Annotated in this window: 12 protein-coding genes and 1 pseudogene; 7 read left to right on the forward strand and 6 right to left on the reverse strand. The window is 73.5% G+C overall.

Annotated features, from left to right (window positions below):
- Window positions 1-23 precede the first annotated feature (23 nt).
- On the forward strand, window positions 24-803 hold the full coding sequence (locus ACH4E8_RS07035) for a hypothetical protein (RefSeq protein ID WP_398445155.1): 780 nt from the start codon (window positions 24-26) through the stop codon (window positions 801-803).
- 209 nt (window positions 804-1,012) lie between these two features.
- Here ACH4E8_RS07035 and ACH4E8_RS07040 read toward each other — a convergent pair whose 3' ends face one another.
- Both ACH4E8_RS07040 and ACH4E8_RS07045 read right to left on the reverse strand, forming a co-directional pair.
- Window positions 1,013-1,561: a DUF1062 domain-containing protein gene (locus ACH4E8_RS07040; protein WP_398445157.1), complete on the reverse strand. Its 549-nt coding sequence runs from the start codon at window positions 1,559-1,561 to the stop codon at window positions 1,013-1,015.
- 265 nt (window positions 1,562-1,826) lie between these two features.
- Window positions 1,827-2,939: a hypothetical protein gene (locus ACH4E8_RS07045; RefSeq protein ID WP_398445159.1), complete on the reverse strand. Its 1,113-nt coding sequence runs from the start codon at window positions 2,937-2,939 to the stop codon at window positions 1,827-1,829.
- Window positions 2,940-3,020: 81 nt separating this feature from the next.
- Here ACH4E8_RS07045 and ACH4E8_RS07050 point away from each other — a divergent pair, with 81 nt between their 5' ends.
- Both ACH4E8_RS07050 and thpR read left to right on the forward strand, forming a co-directional pair.
- Entirely contained in the window at window positions 3,021-5,783 is a 2,763-nt protein-coding gene (locus tag ACH4E8_RS07050) for a helicase-associated domain-containing protein (RefSeq protein WP_398445160.1), read from the forward strand.
- Window positions 5,784-6,066: 283 nt separating this feature from the next.
- The gene (gene thpR / locus ACH4E8_RS07055; RefSeq protein WP_398445162.1) at window positions 6,067-6,882 is read left to right on the forward strand and encodes an RNA 2',3'-cyclic phosphodiesterase; all 816 of its coding nucleotides are present in this window, start codon (window positions 6,067-6,069) and stop codon (window positions 6,880-6,882) included.
- A gap of 204 nt (window positions 6,883-7,086) precedes the next feature.
- Here thpR and ACH4E8_RS07060 read toward each other — a convergent pair whose 3' ends face one another.
- Entirely contained in the window at window positions 7,087-8,079 is a 993-nt protein-coding gene (locus tag ACH4E8_RS07060; RefSeq protein ID WP_398445164.1) for an aldo/keto reductase, read from the reverse strand.
- A gap of 107 nt (window positions 8,080-8,186) precedes the next feature.
- The gene (locus tag ACH4E8_RS07065) at window positions 8,187-8,561 is read right to left on the reverse strand and encodes a hypothetical protein (RefSeq protein ID WP_398446130.1); all 375 of its coding nucleotides are present in this window, start codon (window positions 8,559-8,561) and stop codon (window positions 8,187-8,189) included.
- A 40-nt stretch (window positions 8,562-8,601) separates the two neighbouring features.
- On the opposite strand from ACH4E8_RS07065, the pseudogene ACH4E8_RS07070 reads away from it, so the two are divergent.
- Both ACH4E8_RS07070 and ACH4E8_RS07075 read left to right on the forward strand, forming a co-directional pair.
- Window positions 8,602-9,510, forward strand: a pseudogene (locus ACH4E8_RS07070) (glycosyltransferase family 2 protein); the annotation flags it as partial.
- A gap of 2 nt (window positions 9,511-9,512) precedes the next feature.
- A complete protein-coding gene (locus ACH4E8_RS07075; RefSeq protein WP_398445166.1) occupies window positions 9,513-11,096 on the forward strand; it encodes a DUF6056 family protein in 1,584 nt (527 codons plus the stop codon).
- 20 nt (window positions 11,097-11,116) lie between these two features.
- Here ACH4E8_RS07075 and ACH4E8_RS07080 read toward each other — a convergent pair whose 3' ends face one another.
- Window positions 11,117-11,812 carry a GDSL-type esterase/lipase family protein gene (locus ACH4E8_RS07080; protein ID WP_398445168.1) on the reverse strand — a complete coding sequence of 232 codons (696 nt, stop codon included), beginning with the start codon at window positions 11,810-11,812 and terminating at the stop codon, window positions 11,117-11,119.
- 7 nt (window positions 11,813-11,819) lie between these two features.
- Here ACH4E8_RS07080 and ACH4E8_RS07085 point away from each other — a divergent pair, with 7 nt between their 5' ends.
- Window positions 11,820-12,635, forward strand: coding sequence for an MBL fold metallo-hydrolase (locus ACH4E8_RS07085; RefSeq protein ID WP_398446061.1), 816 nt, complete (start codon window positions 11,820-11,822; stop codon window positions 12,633-12,635).
- A 38-nt stretch (window positions 12,636-12,673) separates the two neighbouring features.
- The gene (locus ACH4E8_RS07090; RefSeq protein WP_398445170.1) at window positions 12,674-13,654 is read left to right on the forward strand and encodes a WD40 repeat domain-containing protein; all 981 of its coding nucleotides are present in this window, start codon (window positions 12,674-12,676) and stop codon (window positions 13,652-13,654) included.
- A gap of 98 nt (window positions 13,655-13,752) precedes the next feature.
- Here the strand turns inward: ACH4E8_RS07090 and ACH4E8_RS07095 are convergent, their stop codons facing one another.
- Entirely contained in the window at window positions 13,753-14,520 is a 768-nt protein-coding gene (locus ACH4E8_RS07095; RefSeq protein ID WP_398445172.1) for a TetR/AcrR family transcriptional regulator, read from the reverse strand.
- Window positions 14,521-14,593 lie beyond the last annotated feature (73 nt).

Consider the following 14,593-nt stretch of genomic DNA (forward strand, 5'->3'; position numbering starts at 1 on the left):
GGTGTTCCGTGAGAGGGAACAAGGTGCCTCGCGGGTCTGCGGGGCTGCACGCGGTACGGCACGCGCTGGACGCGCTCGGGTGCTGGCGGCTGCGGGAGTGGGCCGAGACGGCGCGGGTCGCCGGGGAAGCGCCGGTGCTCGTGTGGGACGCGCTCAAGGAGACGGGGGCCTGGGGCGAGTTAGCCGAGCACGACCGCGCCGGGCTGTACTGGTGCCTCGCCGACGGGCACCGGATCAGCATGGGGTGGCCGCTGAGCGTCAGCGCGGAGGAGTACCGGGGGCCGATCACCGCGCTCTGCTCCGACGTGGCGTACTTCGCGAGCCGCTGCGACCCCGCGGGCGAGGTCGCCTGGTGGCCCGAGGCCGACGGGGAACGGAGCGATCACGGGTCGCGGGCCGTGGAGTTGTTGCGGCGGTACGAGAAGCTGCCCGTCCTCTGGCGGGCGGCCGTGCTGCGGCGGGTGCACAGCACCCGGAGGGCCGTGCTGATCGCGGGGCCGCCGATGCACCGTTCGTACCCGTCGTTCGTCGAAGTCCTGGACTGGGCCGCCGACCGGGCGGAGCGCGGGGTCGCGCCGCCCGAGCCGGACTATCAGGAACTGCGCACGGTCGACGGGCCCGAACTCGTCAAGCGGATCGGTGAACTGCCCGAGGGGTGGCAGGTCGAGGCGGTGCGGCGGGTCGCCGCGGGCGGGGAACCCGTGGCCGTCGAGTCCGGGGCCCGCGACGCGATCGGCACCGTACGCAGCTACGGAGTGCTGGCGGGTGGCGCGGAGGGGGACGCTGCTTCCCTGTGTCCCTGATGAAGAAGCCCGCCACAGGCGCCGTGCCGTTGTGCAGCAACTCGCCGCGGAGGGGGTGGGTACGGGGGCGAGTGCGAGGTCGGATGCGCGGACGACGACATCGGCGACGAGCGCGGGAGCATCGGAACCAGTCGACCGCAGGCGGCCCGGAGCTGGGGCGGGGTCTGCCCGGCAAGGTCTGCCGGGCAGGCCCCTGGCCAGGGGTGGGATCAGGGCTTGAGCGTGAACGAGAAGTCGCCGGAGAGCTTTCCGCTCAGCCGAACTGCCGAAACGAGATTCCCCTCCCCGATCAGTCTCTCGACCTCGGCCCGCGAAAGACCGCAGGCTTCGGCGATCAGGCGTACCGGCCGGACGGGGATCCGCGCCGCGAAGCGCACCGAGACGTCGATCACCGCACGGTCCAGGTGGTCCGATCCGCCGGTGTCGAGGCGCCAGGCGTTGGTCCAGTCGAGGGCGATGCGATTGCGGCGCCGTAGGACCGGGTCCTGGAGCAACTCGGCCGCCAGGCCGGGGTCGTTCTCGTGCATCCGGTCCAGCAGTTCGGGCCGAACCGAGCGCACGTTCACCCGCTCCAGGACCGTGAGCTTCGCCGTGTCCCCGCAAGCGGTGCAGAGCACGAGGAGCCAGACGTCGAGGAGCTTGTGGTGTGCGTTGACGCGGAATTTGCCGTTCGCCCGGAAGCGGTCCGACGCGCACGCGTGGCAACGGCGGACGACGGTCGGCAGGCAGGTGGGCATGACCACCCATTCATGGAGCACAGAAGTACACCGGTTTCAGTGAGAAGTCCGCAGCAAAAAGCAGCGCGGCGCAGCAGCGCGACGCGCGACAGGTCAGCTCTCGGGAGGTCTCACAGGGTGTACAACGGCACGTCCTTGCCCAGACGACTCGGTTCGACGGCACGGTAATGGCGCACGGCGGCGCCGCCCACTGGTTTTCGAGCGCCGCACCGCCTGTGCGGTCAGCACGGGTGCGGTGCGTTGATCTCGGCCGCGGGCCGGCCCGGAAGCCCTGACCGGCGGGCGGCTACGCCCGGCGCGCCCGCACGACCAGGTACAGCGCGGACGCGAGGGCCGCGGCGCGGACGACCCAGGGGCCGGTCGAGGCGATCGCGTCGCCGAGGGCGTCTTCGGGCAGGGCCTCGCCCCAGCGGCCGGTGGAGCGGCCCCAGAGCCAGACCAGGCCCGCGGTGACCGCTGTTGCGGGCAGGCCGATGACGGCGACCTTGCGTTCGGTGACCGTCAGTTTCCGGGAGGCGTAGGCGCAGAGCCAGCCGAGGCCGAGGGCGAACCAGGAGGTGAACAGGGCGCCGCCGATCAGGAGGAGGGCGGCGAGGAGGAGGAAGGGGTTGCCGAGGCCGGAGGTGGCGGCGGGGGCTTCGTCGGAGGTGGGGCGGCGGCGCAGGCGGGAGAGCAGGCCGCGGGGCTGGGGCTGCTCGGTGGCGGGGTCGTCCTCCGCGGCGCCCTCTTCGGCCTCGCCGTCCTCGTCGTCGGGGGCGTCGTCCTTGCGCGGCGGTCGCAGTATCTCCGGGATCTCGACGCCACCGGTGAAGCCCGCGATGCGCTCGCCGGCGCCGTACGGTTCGGGCTTGACGCTCCACCAGTCGCCGTCGGCGTCGGGGCCCGCGGACGGGCCGAGTTCGTCGAGGCCGGCGAGGTGCGGCGGCAGGCCCTGGCGCGGGGGTGCGGGCGGGGCGGGGGGCGCGGCGGGGGCGGTCGGACGGTCCTTGCGGGGGTTGGGGATCAGCTTGCGCAGGCGCTGGCCGGGGAGCGTGATGCGCGGGGGCTCGGGCGCAGAAGGGGGCGTGCCCGCCGGTTTCGCGCTCTTGCGCGCCGGCGCGGACGGCGCGGATGCCACGGGCGGCGCCGACGGCGTGGACGACACGGACGACGGGGAAGGCGGGCGCGCGGAGCCGTCCGTCGCCGCCTCCACGACCTCCTTCGGCGTGCCGAGCCGGCCCAGGATGCGCCGTACGGACGCAGGGCTGTCGCCCGCCCCGCCGGCCCGCTGCCGGTCGATCTCCCCGCGCAGCGACGACACCAGCTCCATCCGTGTGCCGGACGGCAGTTGCCGCTGCTGGGCCAGATCGCCGACCCGGCTCAGATAGTCGTAGACGAGCTGGTCGCTCTCGATCCCCACGGACGGTTCCCCTCGGACGCTCCCCGTACCCTGCACCGACGTTAGCGCGGCGTCGGCGCCGCAGCGACTACCGTGGTGCGGATGGGGACCACGCCCGAAGCCGCGCCCGGATCGCCTCAAGATCCGCCCGACGGATCACACACCGGATCGTTCGACGGTTCAACTGAAGGTACGCCCGAAGGTACGCCTGACGGCCCGTCCGGCGGGCCGTCCGACGGCACACCTGCCCGCGCCCCCGCCCCGAGCGGCCCGCGCACCCTCGCCGAAGCCCTGCGCTCCTGCGGCGACGACGAACTCGCCGCGCTGTTGCGCACCCGCCCCGACCTGCTGAACCCCGTGCCCGGCGACCTCACGCAGCTCGCGACCCGGGCGGGCACCCGCGCGTCCGTCGTCCGCGCGCTCGACCGGCTGGACCGGTTCGCCCTCCAGACCGCCGAGGCGCTCGCGGTCGCCCTCGAGCCCACGCCGTACGGCACCCTGCTCGCGCTGCTCACCGGCGACGACGCGTACGGCGACACCGACGGAACGATCGCCGGCGCGCTGCCCGGCGCACTCGGCGCGCTGCGCGCCCAGGCCCTGGTGTGGGGCGACGACGACCGGCTGCGGCTGGTGCGCACCGCCCGCGAGCTGCTGACCCCGTCCCCGGCCCGCCCGTCCCCGACCGGCCTCGGGCCCACCGCCGCCGAAGCGACGGCCGGGATGTCGCCGGGCCGGCTCCAGGAGGTCGTCACGGCGGCCGGGCTGCCGTCCACCCACGACCCGGTGTCCGCGGTGGCCGCGCTGACGGCGCTCTTCACGGACCGCACGCGCATGGCGGCGCTCCTCGACACGGCGCCGCCGGGCGCGCTGGCGGTGTTGGACCGGCTGGTGTGGGGGCCGCCGTACGGCGAGGTCACGGCCGACCCCGCGCCCCCGGTGCGCTGGCTGCGCGACCGTGGCCTGCTGCTGCCGGCGTCCCCGCGCACCCTCGTCCTGCCGCGCGAGGTCGCGCTGCACCTGCGCGCCGGCCGGGCGCACCGCGCGCCCGAGCCGCTGCCGCCCGAGGTGCGGCCCGCGGTCTCCGCGCTCGCCGCTCGTCCACAGGTTGTGGACAGCACGGCGGCGGGCCAGGCGCTGGCGGCGCTGTCGACCGTCGAGGACCTGCTCCAGGACTGGCACGAGGGCGGCCCGCAGGTGCTGCGCGCCGGCGGTCTGTCCGTACGCGACCTCAAGCGCACGGCGGTCGCGCTGGACGCGAGCGAGCCGATGGCCGCGTTCTGGGTGGAGCTGGCGTACGCGGCGGGGCTGCTGGCGTCCGACGGCGAGGCGGACGAGGCGTACGCGCCCACGCCGGCGTACGACGACTGGTTGGAGCTGCCCGCGGCCGACCGCTGGGCGGTGCTGGCTGCGGCGTGGCTCGCTGCGACCCGTACGCCCGGGCTGGTCGGCGACGTCGACGGCAAGGGGCGCACGCTGGCGGCGCTCGGGCCCGGCATCGACCGGAGCGTGGCGCCGGAAGTGCGCCGGCGCGTGCTCACGCTGCTGGGTGCGCTGCCGGAGGCGCAGGCGCCGGATCCCGACACGCTGTTGGCGCGGCTGCGCTGGGAGCGCCCGCTGCGCCGCCCGGAGGGGGCGACGGGGGCAGCCGGTCCGGCGGGCAGCGCGATGGACGGGATGGACCTCAGGGCCAGGGTCGCGACCTGGACGTTGGCGGAGGCGGAGTCCCTGGGCGTGACGGGCCGCGGCGCGCTCGCCTCCCACGGCAGGGCACTGCTGGCCGCGCTCCGGCCGACGGCAGGGACCGAAGCCGAAGCCGGGCCCGAGGCGGGCGCGGGGGCCGATGCGGGAGCTGGGGGAGGGGGCGTGGGTGCGGCGGTGCGCGCTGCCGCGGACGCCTTGGCGCCGCTGCTGCCCGCGCCCCTGGACCACGTACTGCTCCAGGCCGACCTCACCGCCGTCGCCCCCGGCCCGCTGGAGCGCCCGCTCGCCGAGACGCTGTCGGTGCTCGCGGACGTGGAGTCCAAGGGCGGGGCGACGGTGTACCGCTTCACGCCAGGCTCCGTGCGCCGCGCGCTGGACGCCGGCCGGACCGCGTCCGAACTGCACGCCCTGCTGGCCGCCCACTCCCGCACCCCGGTGCCGCAGCCGCTGAGCTATCTGATCGACGACGTGGCCCGCCGCCACGGCCATCTGCGGATCGGCGCGGCTTCGGCGTACGTCCGCTGCGACGACGACGCCCTGCTCGACGAGATCCTCGCCGACAAGCGTTCGGCGGGGCTGCGGCTGCGCCGGCTCGCCCCCACCGTCGTCGCGTCCGCCGCCGACCCGGCGACGCTGCTGACCGGGCTGCGGTCGATGGGGTACGCCCCGGCGGCCGAATCGGCGGAGGGCGACGTGTTGATCGCCCGCGCGCACGCCCGCCGCACCCCGCCCCGTAAGCCCCCGGCACCGCAGTCGGACGGCCTGCCGGTCCCGGCCCCCGCGCTGCTCGCAGCGGCGGTGAAGGCGATCAGGGCGGGCGACCTGGCGGCCACGGTGGCGCGCAAGCCGGTCCACGACACGGCGCACGGGGCAGCGCGCGAATCGGCGCCCGCGCCGGGGCCCGACGAGGCGCCCGCGCCGGGGCGGGGCGAACTGCCGCGCACCAGCGCCGCGGAGACCCTGGCCACCGTCCAGGCGGCGGCGATGACGGGCTCAGCGGTGTGGATCGGCTACGTCAACGCCGACGGCGCCGCCAGCCAGCGGGTGATCGCCCCGGTCCGGGTCGAGGGCGGCTTCGTCACCGGCTACGACCACACCGCCGACGAGGTCCGCACCTATCCGCTGCACCGGATCACGGGCGTCGCGGAACTCGCGGAGGACTGACCGGCCAGGACTGACCGCCCAGGGCCGGCAGGCCGGGACTGACCACTGCCGCAACGAGAGAAGGCGCCGCCGCCGGGGGCAACGGCGGCGCCTGGTCCAGGGGTTTCTTGCTGCCCGCGTCATCGTGTGATCGCGCGCCACCATTACGCAACGGGATGCGCGCAATGGGATTCAACGGACGTTCGCCATCACCGCGCGATAAGCGTCCGAATGGCAATCCCCGGCCCGTTCAATTGGTGGTCCGGAATTCTCGGCATCGAATGCGCTCGGCGATGGATGGTCCATGCAGGCATTTGGTGGTACGGCGTACGGCGCAGCTCGGAAGACCATCGGCCCGGGCATCGGCCCGGCCGTCAGCCCGGGCATCAGTCCGGCTAATGGGGCGGCCGAGAGCGCGGCCGTCAGCGCGGCCGTCAGCGCGGCCATCGGCTCGGCTGCCGGCACGGTCCTTTCCCGCATCGCCGGTGATACTCGGGTGATGAGACTCTTCGTCGCCGTCGTGCCGCCCGCGCCGCAACTCGACGAATTGGGCGCCGCGGCCGCGCGCCTCGAAGGGCTGCCCGGGGCTGACGGACTGCGGTGGACGGGGCGCGCCGGGTGGCACTACACCCTGGCCTTCTACGGATCGGTGCCCGAGGACGTCCTGCCCGAGTTGTCGGAGCGGCTGGGGCGGGCCGCGCGGCGCTCCGATGCGTTCCCGCTGTCGATCAGCGGCGGCGGGCACTTCGGGAACGGGGTGCTGTGGGCGGGTGCCGCCGGCGCCGTCGAAGAGCTGCGGCGGCTCGCGGCCCGGACGGACGCCGCGGGCCGGCGCAGCGGGATCGCGATGGAGGAGCCGCGGCGCTTCACCCCGCACCTCACGCTCGCCCGCGCCCGCCGTCGACGCGGCGCCGCGGGCGGGGGCCCCGCGCTCAGCACGTACGCGGAAGCGCTCGGCGACTTCGTCGGCACCCCTTGGGACGTGTCGGAGTTCGTGCTCGTCCGCAGCAGTCTGCCGGCCGGCGGCACCCCGGGCGCCGAGCCGCGGTACGAGACCTTGGCCGCTTGGCGCCTGGGCCGGGACCCAGGCGCCGCGGGCCCGCTCGAACAGGCGCGTTAACCTCGTGATGTGAAGACCAAGACCAGGAACCGGATCATGGCCGGTGCGCTCGTGCTGATGTTCGCGATCATCGCGGTGGCGTCCGTGCTCGGCTAGTAGCCCCCAGGCCGACCGCGACCGGGCCGACCGCGACCGAGCCGGCTGCCACCGACACCGGCCGCGACCGACCCGGACGTCAACCCCCGAACGCCGCTGAACCGTACGTCACCAGGCGAACGCCTCCGGCGCCGGACCGACCGCCGGGAACACCTCCTCCAGCGCCGCCAGCAGCTCGGCGCCGAGCTTGAGCTCGACCGCGCGCAGTGCGCCCGTGAGCTGCTCCGCCGTCCGCGGCCCCACGATCGGCCCGGTCACCCCGGGCCGGGTCAACAGCCAGGCCAACGCGACCTCGCCGGGCGCCAGCCCGTGCTCGTCCAACAGGTCCTCGTACGCCTGGATGCGCTCCCGCACCCCCGGCAGCGCCAGTGACTCCGCGCCCAGCCCGGTGCCGCGCCGGGTGCCGTAGCCGTCCTTCTTCAAGATCCCGCCGAGCAGCCCGCCGTGCAGCGGCGACCAGGGGATGACCCCGAGGCCGTACTCCTGCGCGGCCGGAATCACCTCCATCTCGGCGCGCCGCTCGAAGAGGTTGTAGATGCACTGCTCGCTCACCAGACCGAGGGAGCCCCTGCGACGTGCGGCTTCGTTCGTCTGGGCGATCTTCCAGCCGGGGAAGTTGGACGAGCCGGCGTAGAGGATCTTGCCCTGCTGGACCAGGGTGTCGAGCGCCTGCCAGATCTCGTCGACCGGGGTGCTCCGGTCGACGTGGTGGAACTGGTACAGGTCGATCCGGTCGGTCTGGAGCCGCTTGAGGCTGGCGTCGACCGCGCGCCGGATGTTGTACGCGGAGAGCTTGTCGTGGTTGGGCCACTGGGTGCCGTTCGCCCCCACGTGCCCGTACACCTTGGTCGCGAGCACGATCTTGTCGCGCCGCCGCTCGCCGCCCCGGGCGAGCCAGTTGCCGATGATCGTCTCGGTACGGCCCCGGTGCTCCGGGCCGCCGTAGGTGTTGGAGGTGTCGAAGAAGTTGACGCCCGCGTCGAGCGCGGCGTCCATGATCGCGTGGCTGTGCGCTTCGTCGGTGTGCGGCCCGAAGTTCATCGTCCCGAGGACGATGCGGCTGACCTTGAGTCCGGTACGTCCTAGCTGCGTGTACTCCATGGGTGCACAGCCAACTGTGTCGAGCGGGCGTCAGGCAAGACGCATTTACCCGTGCCGGCAAGGCCAATTGCTGCGGAACGCCCAGCAGAAGACATGTAGCGGTTCTGCTACACAAGAGTGGGCGTCAGTTGACGAATCGGGTCGAATCTCGCCATCCTGGGCCGGCCGCGCAGCCATTGCGTGTTTGACGTCACATCGGGGCGGGGGAACCGGCCGAGTCCGGAAGCGCTCTGACTGCCTGACCACCACAGAGGATTCGTCCACATGCCCGAGATCTCCATTGTCGTTCCGTGTTTCAACGAGAGCGAGGTGATCGAGACCTTCCACGCCACGCTTGTCACCACGTTGGAAACGGCCCAGACCAGGCCCGCGCCCAATGGCCCGAGCACGTCCACCGACTCGGCCGAGGCCGGCGTCAAATCCAGCACGAAATCCAGCACCAAATCCGGCGCCACCGCCAAGAGCGGCACGATTACCAGCACCAAAACCGCGCCTGATGCCCCGTCCGCCGCCGCCCCCGCGAGCTTCGAGATCTGCTACGTGGACGACGGCAGCCGCGACGGCACCCGCGACCTGCTGCGCAAGCTCGCCGAAACCGACCCGCGCGCCCGCTACACCTCCTTCAGCCGCAACTTCGGCAAGGAGTCCGCGATGCTCGCCGGACTGCGCATGGCGCACGGCGACGCCGTCGTCCTCATGGACGCCGACCTCCAGCATCCGCCGTCCCTGATCCCCCGGATGCTGGAGCTGCACCGGCACGGTTACGACCAGGTGATCGCCCAGCGCGACCGCGCCGGCGAGGGCGTGCTGCGCACCGCACTCAGCCAGCTCTACTACCGCCTCGTGCGCCGCTTCATGGACGTCGAGATCGTCGACGGCGCCGGCGACTTCCGGCTCCTTTCCCGGCGCGCGGTGAACGCCATGCTCGCGCTTCCCGAGAGCAACCGCTTCTCCAAGGGCCTCTTCTCCTGGATCGGCTTCGACACCGTCACCTTCGCGTACGAGAACCAGCAGCGCGCGGCCGGCAGTTCGAAGTGGGGCGGGCGCCGGCTCCTGAACTACGGCATCGACGGACTGCTCTCCTTCAACAGTCGCCCGCTGCGCCTGGCCATCCACGCCGGGCTGTGGCTGGTGCTCTCCGCGCTCGCGTACGCCCTGTGGATCGTCGTCAACGTGATCGTCAGCGGCGTCGACACCCCCGGATACGCCACCATCATCGCCGCGATGGTCGGCCTCGGCGGCATCCAGATCGCCACGCTCGGCGTGATCGGCGAGTATGTGGGGCGGATCTACCACGAGTCGAAGCGGCGACCGCACTACGTGGTCCGGGAGACCGATCTGGCGAGCGGTCCGCCCGACTTCCCGCCCGACCACCCCCTGCTGGAGGCCGCGACCGCCCGGCCCCGCCCCCTGCACGAGAGGCACCCCTGACGATGAGCGTCGACGCGTCCGCGAACGCGGCGGACGAGGCAGCGCGCAAGACGAACGCGGCGGACGAGGCGGCGCGCAAGACGAGCGCGGCGAGCGCGGACGGCGGCGGACCGGCGCCCGACGGCGGCCCCGAGCGGCCGGCGATCTGGCCGCTCGCCCTGGCCGCGCTGCCGCTGGGACTCCTCGCCCTCGCCATGTGGTTCGGCCGGCACGTACGGCCCAGCGCCGACGAGTGGTGCTTCCTGCCGCAGGTCCGCGAGGACGGCATGTGGGGCCTGGTCCACACCTTCTACTTCAACGACAACGGGCGCGTCGCCAACGGCATCCTGGTCGGCGCGTACACGAAGTTCCCCGTCGGCGGCCACCAGTGGTACGGCCTGGTCAGCGGGGCGCTGATGCTGGTGCTGCTGTGGGCGGTGGTCGCGCAGGTGCTGGCCAGGGCGGGGCAGCGGGCGCCGCGCGGAGTGCCGCTGCTGGTCGCGGCGATGATCAGCGCGGTGTTCCTGTTCGCCACGCCCAACACGTACAAGACGTTCTACTGGCCGGCCGCCTCCGTCTCGCACACCCTCGCACCCGTGCTCGCGGTCGCCGCCGCCCTGCCGCTGCTGCGGGCGCACGACCGGCGCAGCCGCGTCGCCGCGCTGGTGGTCGTCGTCCTCGCCGGCGTCTTCATGGGCACGCTCTCCGAAGAGGCGTCCGTGGTGGCGCTGGTGGTGCTCTCCTGCGTGGTCCTCTTCGCCGGGCAGTTCTTCGTGGCGAGGGTGCGCCGCTTCGTACGGATCTGGTCGCTGGCGGGGATGGCCGGCATCGCCGTCGGCACCCTGGTGCTCTTCACCTCCCCGGGCTCGCGCAACCGCCGCAACCGCTTCGACGCGGAGAGCACCTCGATGCTGGCGCCGGAGTCCTTGGAAGGCGCACTGCGCGGGTACGTCCGCATCCTCGGCACGGTCTTCACCACCTGGCAGTACGTGGGCGCGATCGCCGCGGGCGTCATCATCGGGCTGCTGGCGCGGCGCCGGGCGGGCGGCTCGCGCGTGCTGCTGCCGGCCCGTCCGCTGCCGCTGCTCGGGCTGGGCGCGGCCGCGTTCCTGGTCGCCGGCTACCTGTGCACGGTGATCACGTACCCGGTCTTCGGCCCGAAGGTCTTCACCACGGAGCGGACCTGGAACGACTACCTGCTGATGTACGCGTTCCTGCTGGTGGCCGCGGGCGCGTTCCTGGGCCGCTGGCTGCGGCTGCGGCTGGGGGCTGGCGCCGCGGGGTCCGGGCGCCGCGACCGTACGACGCTCGCGCTGACCGCCGGCGCCGCCGCGGTGTGCGCGGTCACCGTCGCCGGTCTCACCGTGCCGCTCCTCGACCTGGGCCGCGACATGCGGACGCGGGCCGAGCTGTGGGACCGTCAGGACGCCTACCTGCGGGACGGCGCGGCGCGCGGTGAGACGGAGATGCCGTACACCCCGACGAAGGTCGGCCGGATGCTGGAGCCCTTCAGCAAGAACGGCACCGCGCTCTGGCCAGGCCAGTGCGTCGCCGAGTGGTACGGCCTGGAGAAGGTCACCCACTCGAAGGACTTCCAGGCCCCGTAGCCCGCGGCCAAGCGGAAGCGCTACCGCTCGCCCCGCCAGCGGTACGGGCCGCCCACGCCCCACGCCTGGTGGAGCGCCGTTGCGAAGGCCGCGGCGAGTTTCTGTTCGCCCGTGGGGCCCGGGTGGGTGCCGTCGTAGGTGTCGGCGTCGAGGTCGTAGTCGGCCGGCGGCGACGCCAGCAGTAGCGGTGACGCCGGCTCGTCCAGGTCCGCCACCGCCTTCGCGAGCAGCTCGTTGAAGCGCACGCACTCCGCGGCGAACGGCGCGTCGGTGCGGGCCCGGACGTTCGGGATCACCGGCAGCAGCACCATCCGCAGCCCGGGCGCCGCGGCGCGCGCCCCGGCGACGAAGCGGCGCACGTTGACCGCGGTCTGCTCGCTGTTGGTGTAGAAACCGAGGTCTATCAGCCCCAGGGAGACCAGCAGGACGTCCGGGCGGTGCTCGGCGACGGCCGCCCCGACGGTCGGCGCCTGGTGCAGCCAGCCCTCGCCCCAGCCCGCGAGGTGGCGGCGCGCGTCGGCGGGGAAGGCGGGGTCCGCGTACGCGGTGGACAGCGGCGCGTCCGCCGCCGGGTCGTACAGCCCGCTGCGCGGCCCCACGATCTCGGGCGGCCAGGGGAAGGATGAGGCGGACAGGTGCTGCCACATCCGGTAGCGCCAGGTGTAGTCGCCGGCGCGTCCGATGGTCATGGAGTCGCCGACGAACATGAAACGCATGGGGGTCATGATGTCCGAAGCCGCAGGTGGGACGCGATGTGAGAACGGCCACGGCGCCCCCGTGGTCGGCGGTGCGGTCCGGGTGCACCGGCTCGATCTGGGGTACTTCGTCCGGCCCGCCGGCGAGACGGGCACCGGCCGTCCGCGCGCCGAGCCCGTCTTCGCCCATCTCGTACGCCATCCGCGCGGGTTGCTGCTCTTCGACTCCGGGATCGGCACGGGCGACCCGGAGGCCGACGCGCACTACCGGCCGCACCGCAGGTCACTGCGGGCCGCACTGGCGGCGGTGGACGTCGCCGTCGAGGACGTCGCGATGGTGGTGAACTGCCACCTCCACTTCGACCACCTGGGCGGCAACCCGCTCTTCCCCGGCGTCCCGATCGTCGTCCAGCGCACGGAACTGGCCACCGCCCGCGCCGGCGACTACACCATCGACGCGCTCGTCGACTTCCCGGGCGCGGTGTACGAGGAGGTCGACGGCGAGGTCGAGCCGTGGCCGGGGCTGCGCGTCGTGCCGACCCCGGGCCACACGCCCGGTCACCAGTCGCTGTGGGTGGCGCGGCCGGGCGGCTCGGTGCTGCTGGCGGGGCAGGCGTACGACTTCGCGTCCGAGTACGCGTCGGCGGAGCTGGCGCGCCGGGTGGTGGCGGAGGGGCTGGAGCCGCCGTTGCCGCCGTACCGCCCTTGGCTGGATCGGATCGCCCGGCTCGCACCGCTCGCCGTGCACTTCGCCCACGACGCGGCCCAGTACGTCCCGCCGCCGGACGCCGTGCGCTTCGCCCATGACACGGCTGTGTACCAGGGCGGATGCACAGCGGTCTGAAGCGGGCCCCGCCCCGCGCGGGATGGCAGGCTTGGTCCATGCGTTCGCTTCCGTACGTCGCCGGTGCCGCCGCCCTCGCGCTCTGCGTGCTGCCGGCCGCTTCCCCGGCCTTCGCCGCCGAGCCCGACTCCGAGTTCGCCTTCCAGGACTCCCGGATCACGGAGTCCAGCGGGCTCGCGGCCAGCCGGGCGCACCCCGGCGTCTACTGGACGCACAACGACCAGGACGAGCCGCGGGTGTTCGCGGTCGACTCGCGGACGGGCAAGACGGTCGCGACGGTGACGCTGAAGGGCGTGGGCAAGCCGCGGGACATGGAGGCGATCTCGGTGGGCGCCGACGGCAAGGTGTACGTCGGCGACATCGGGGACAACCGCAACGGCACGTGGGACCACGTGTGGATCTACACCTTCCCCGAGCCGGCCGAACTGGGCGACACCACCGTGCGCGCCACCCAGTACACGGTGCAGTACGCGGACGGCCCGCGGGACGCGGAGGCGCTGATGGTGCACCCCACGACGGGCCGGGTGTACATCGCGTCGAAGAACGAGGAGGGCGGCGGGCTCTACGAGGGCCCGCACCCGCTGCGCGCCAAGGGCACCAACGTCTTCAAGAAGATCGGCGAGGTGCCGTGGGTGACGGACGGCGCCTTCTCGCCGGACGGGAAGCGGCTGGTGCTGCGCTCGTACTTCTCCGCGCGGGGGTACGAGTGGGGCTCCGACGGCCGCCTCGGCGCGGACTACCGGGTGAAGGGGCCCATCCAGCGGCAGTCCGAGGGGGTGTCGTACACGGCGGACGGCAAGGGGCTGATGTTCAGCTCCGAGGGCGTGGGCGCCGAGGTGCGCAAGGTCGAGGTCGAGGGCGGCGGGGACGACGGCAAGGCGTCGTCGAAGGGCGGCGGTTCGGCTTCGGGCGACGACACCGAGGGAGAGGTGCCGGCCAAGGCCGCGTACGGCGCGGTCGTGCTGGTGGTGGCGACCCTGCTGTTCCTCGGCGTGCGCCGGCTGTTCAGGAAGGGCTGACGGGACGGGCAGGACGGTGCGTGGCTGACGGGACGGGCGCGACGGCACGGGGCTGACGGGACCGGCGTACGCCACGGACGCGCGGACGCGGGCGTACGTCAGGCCGTCGGGCTCTCCGTGCTGCGCTGCACCATCGCCTCCAGTCCGCCGATCAGCATCGCGAGCCCGAACTCGAAGTGGTCGAACTCCTCGCTGAAGGTGTCGTCGTCCATGTTCGCCATCATCGGGTAGTCGCCGCTCGCCATCGCCCGCTCCAGGAACGGCCGCTGCGCCGACCAGAACTCGTAGTGCCCCAAGCCGGTCTCCTCGGCGGCGTCCTTCGCGTCCGCCTCCATCCGTACGACGCCGGTGACCAGGCTCTGCACGGAGATGATCACCGAGATCTTCTCGGCGTCGCGCAGTTGGAGGCCCTGGAGTCCGGTGAGCGCGGCCTCCAGGCCGCCCAGGGTGCTGGGGCCGAGGACGCTGCGCGCCTGGTTCACCCGCAGCAGCCAGGGGTGCTTCTGGTAGAGGTCGCGGTAACTGTGGGCCAGGCGCTCGACGGCGGCGCGCCAGTCGGGGACCTCGCCGGCGGGCGGCGGCTCCCAGGGGTCGGGCGCGCTGACCCGGTCGAGCATCAGGTCGAGCAGTTCGGCCTTGCCGGGGACGTAGCGGTAGAGCGACATCGTGCCGGTGCCGAGTTCCGCGGCGATGCGGCGCATGGAGACCGCGCCGATGCCCTCCGAGTCCGCGACGTCGACGGCGGCGGCCACGATCGCGTCGAGCGTGAGCCCCGGCTTGGGGCCGCGGCTCGGTCGCTCCGCCGTACCCCACAACAGCTCCAGGGTGCGGGCGATGTCACCGCTGCCGCTCGTCTCGGTCGTCATGTCCGCCACTTTATTCCTCCTGCCGTCACTGCTGGTCGCGGGCCCGGGGAGGCCGTGCGTTTTAAAACTGGGT

This window comes from Streptomyces sp. NPDC017979 (assembly GCF_044328175.1).
Classification (GTDB): domain Bacteria; phylum Actinomycetota; class Actinomycetes; order Streptomycetales; family Streptomycetaceae; genus Streptomyces.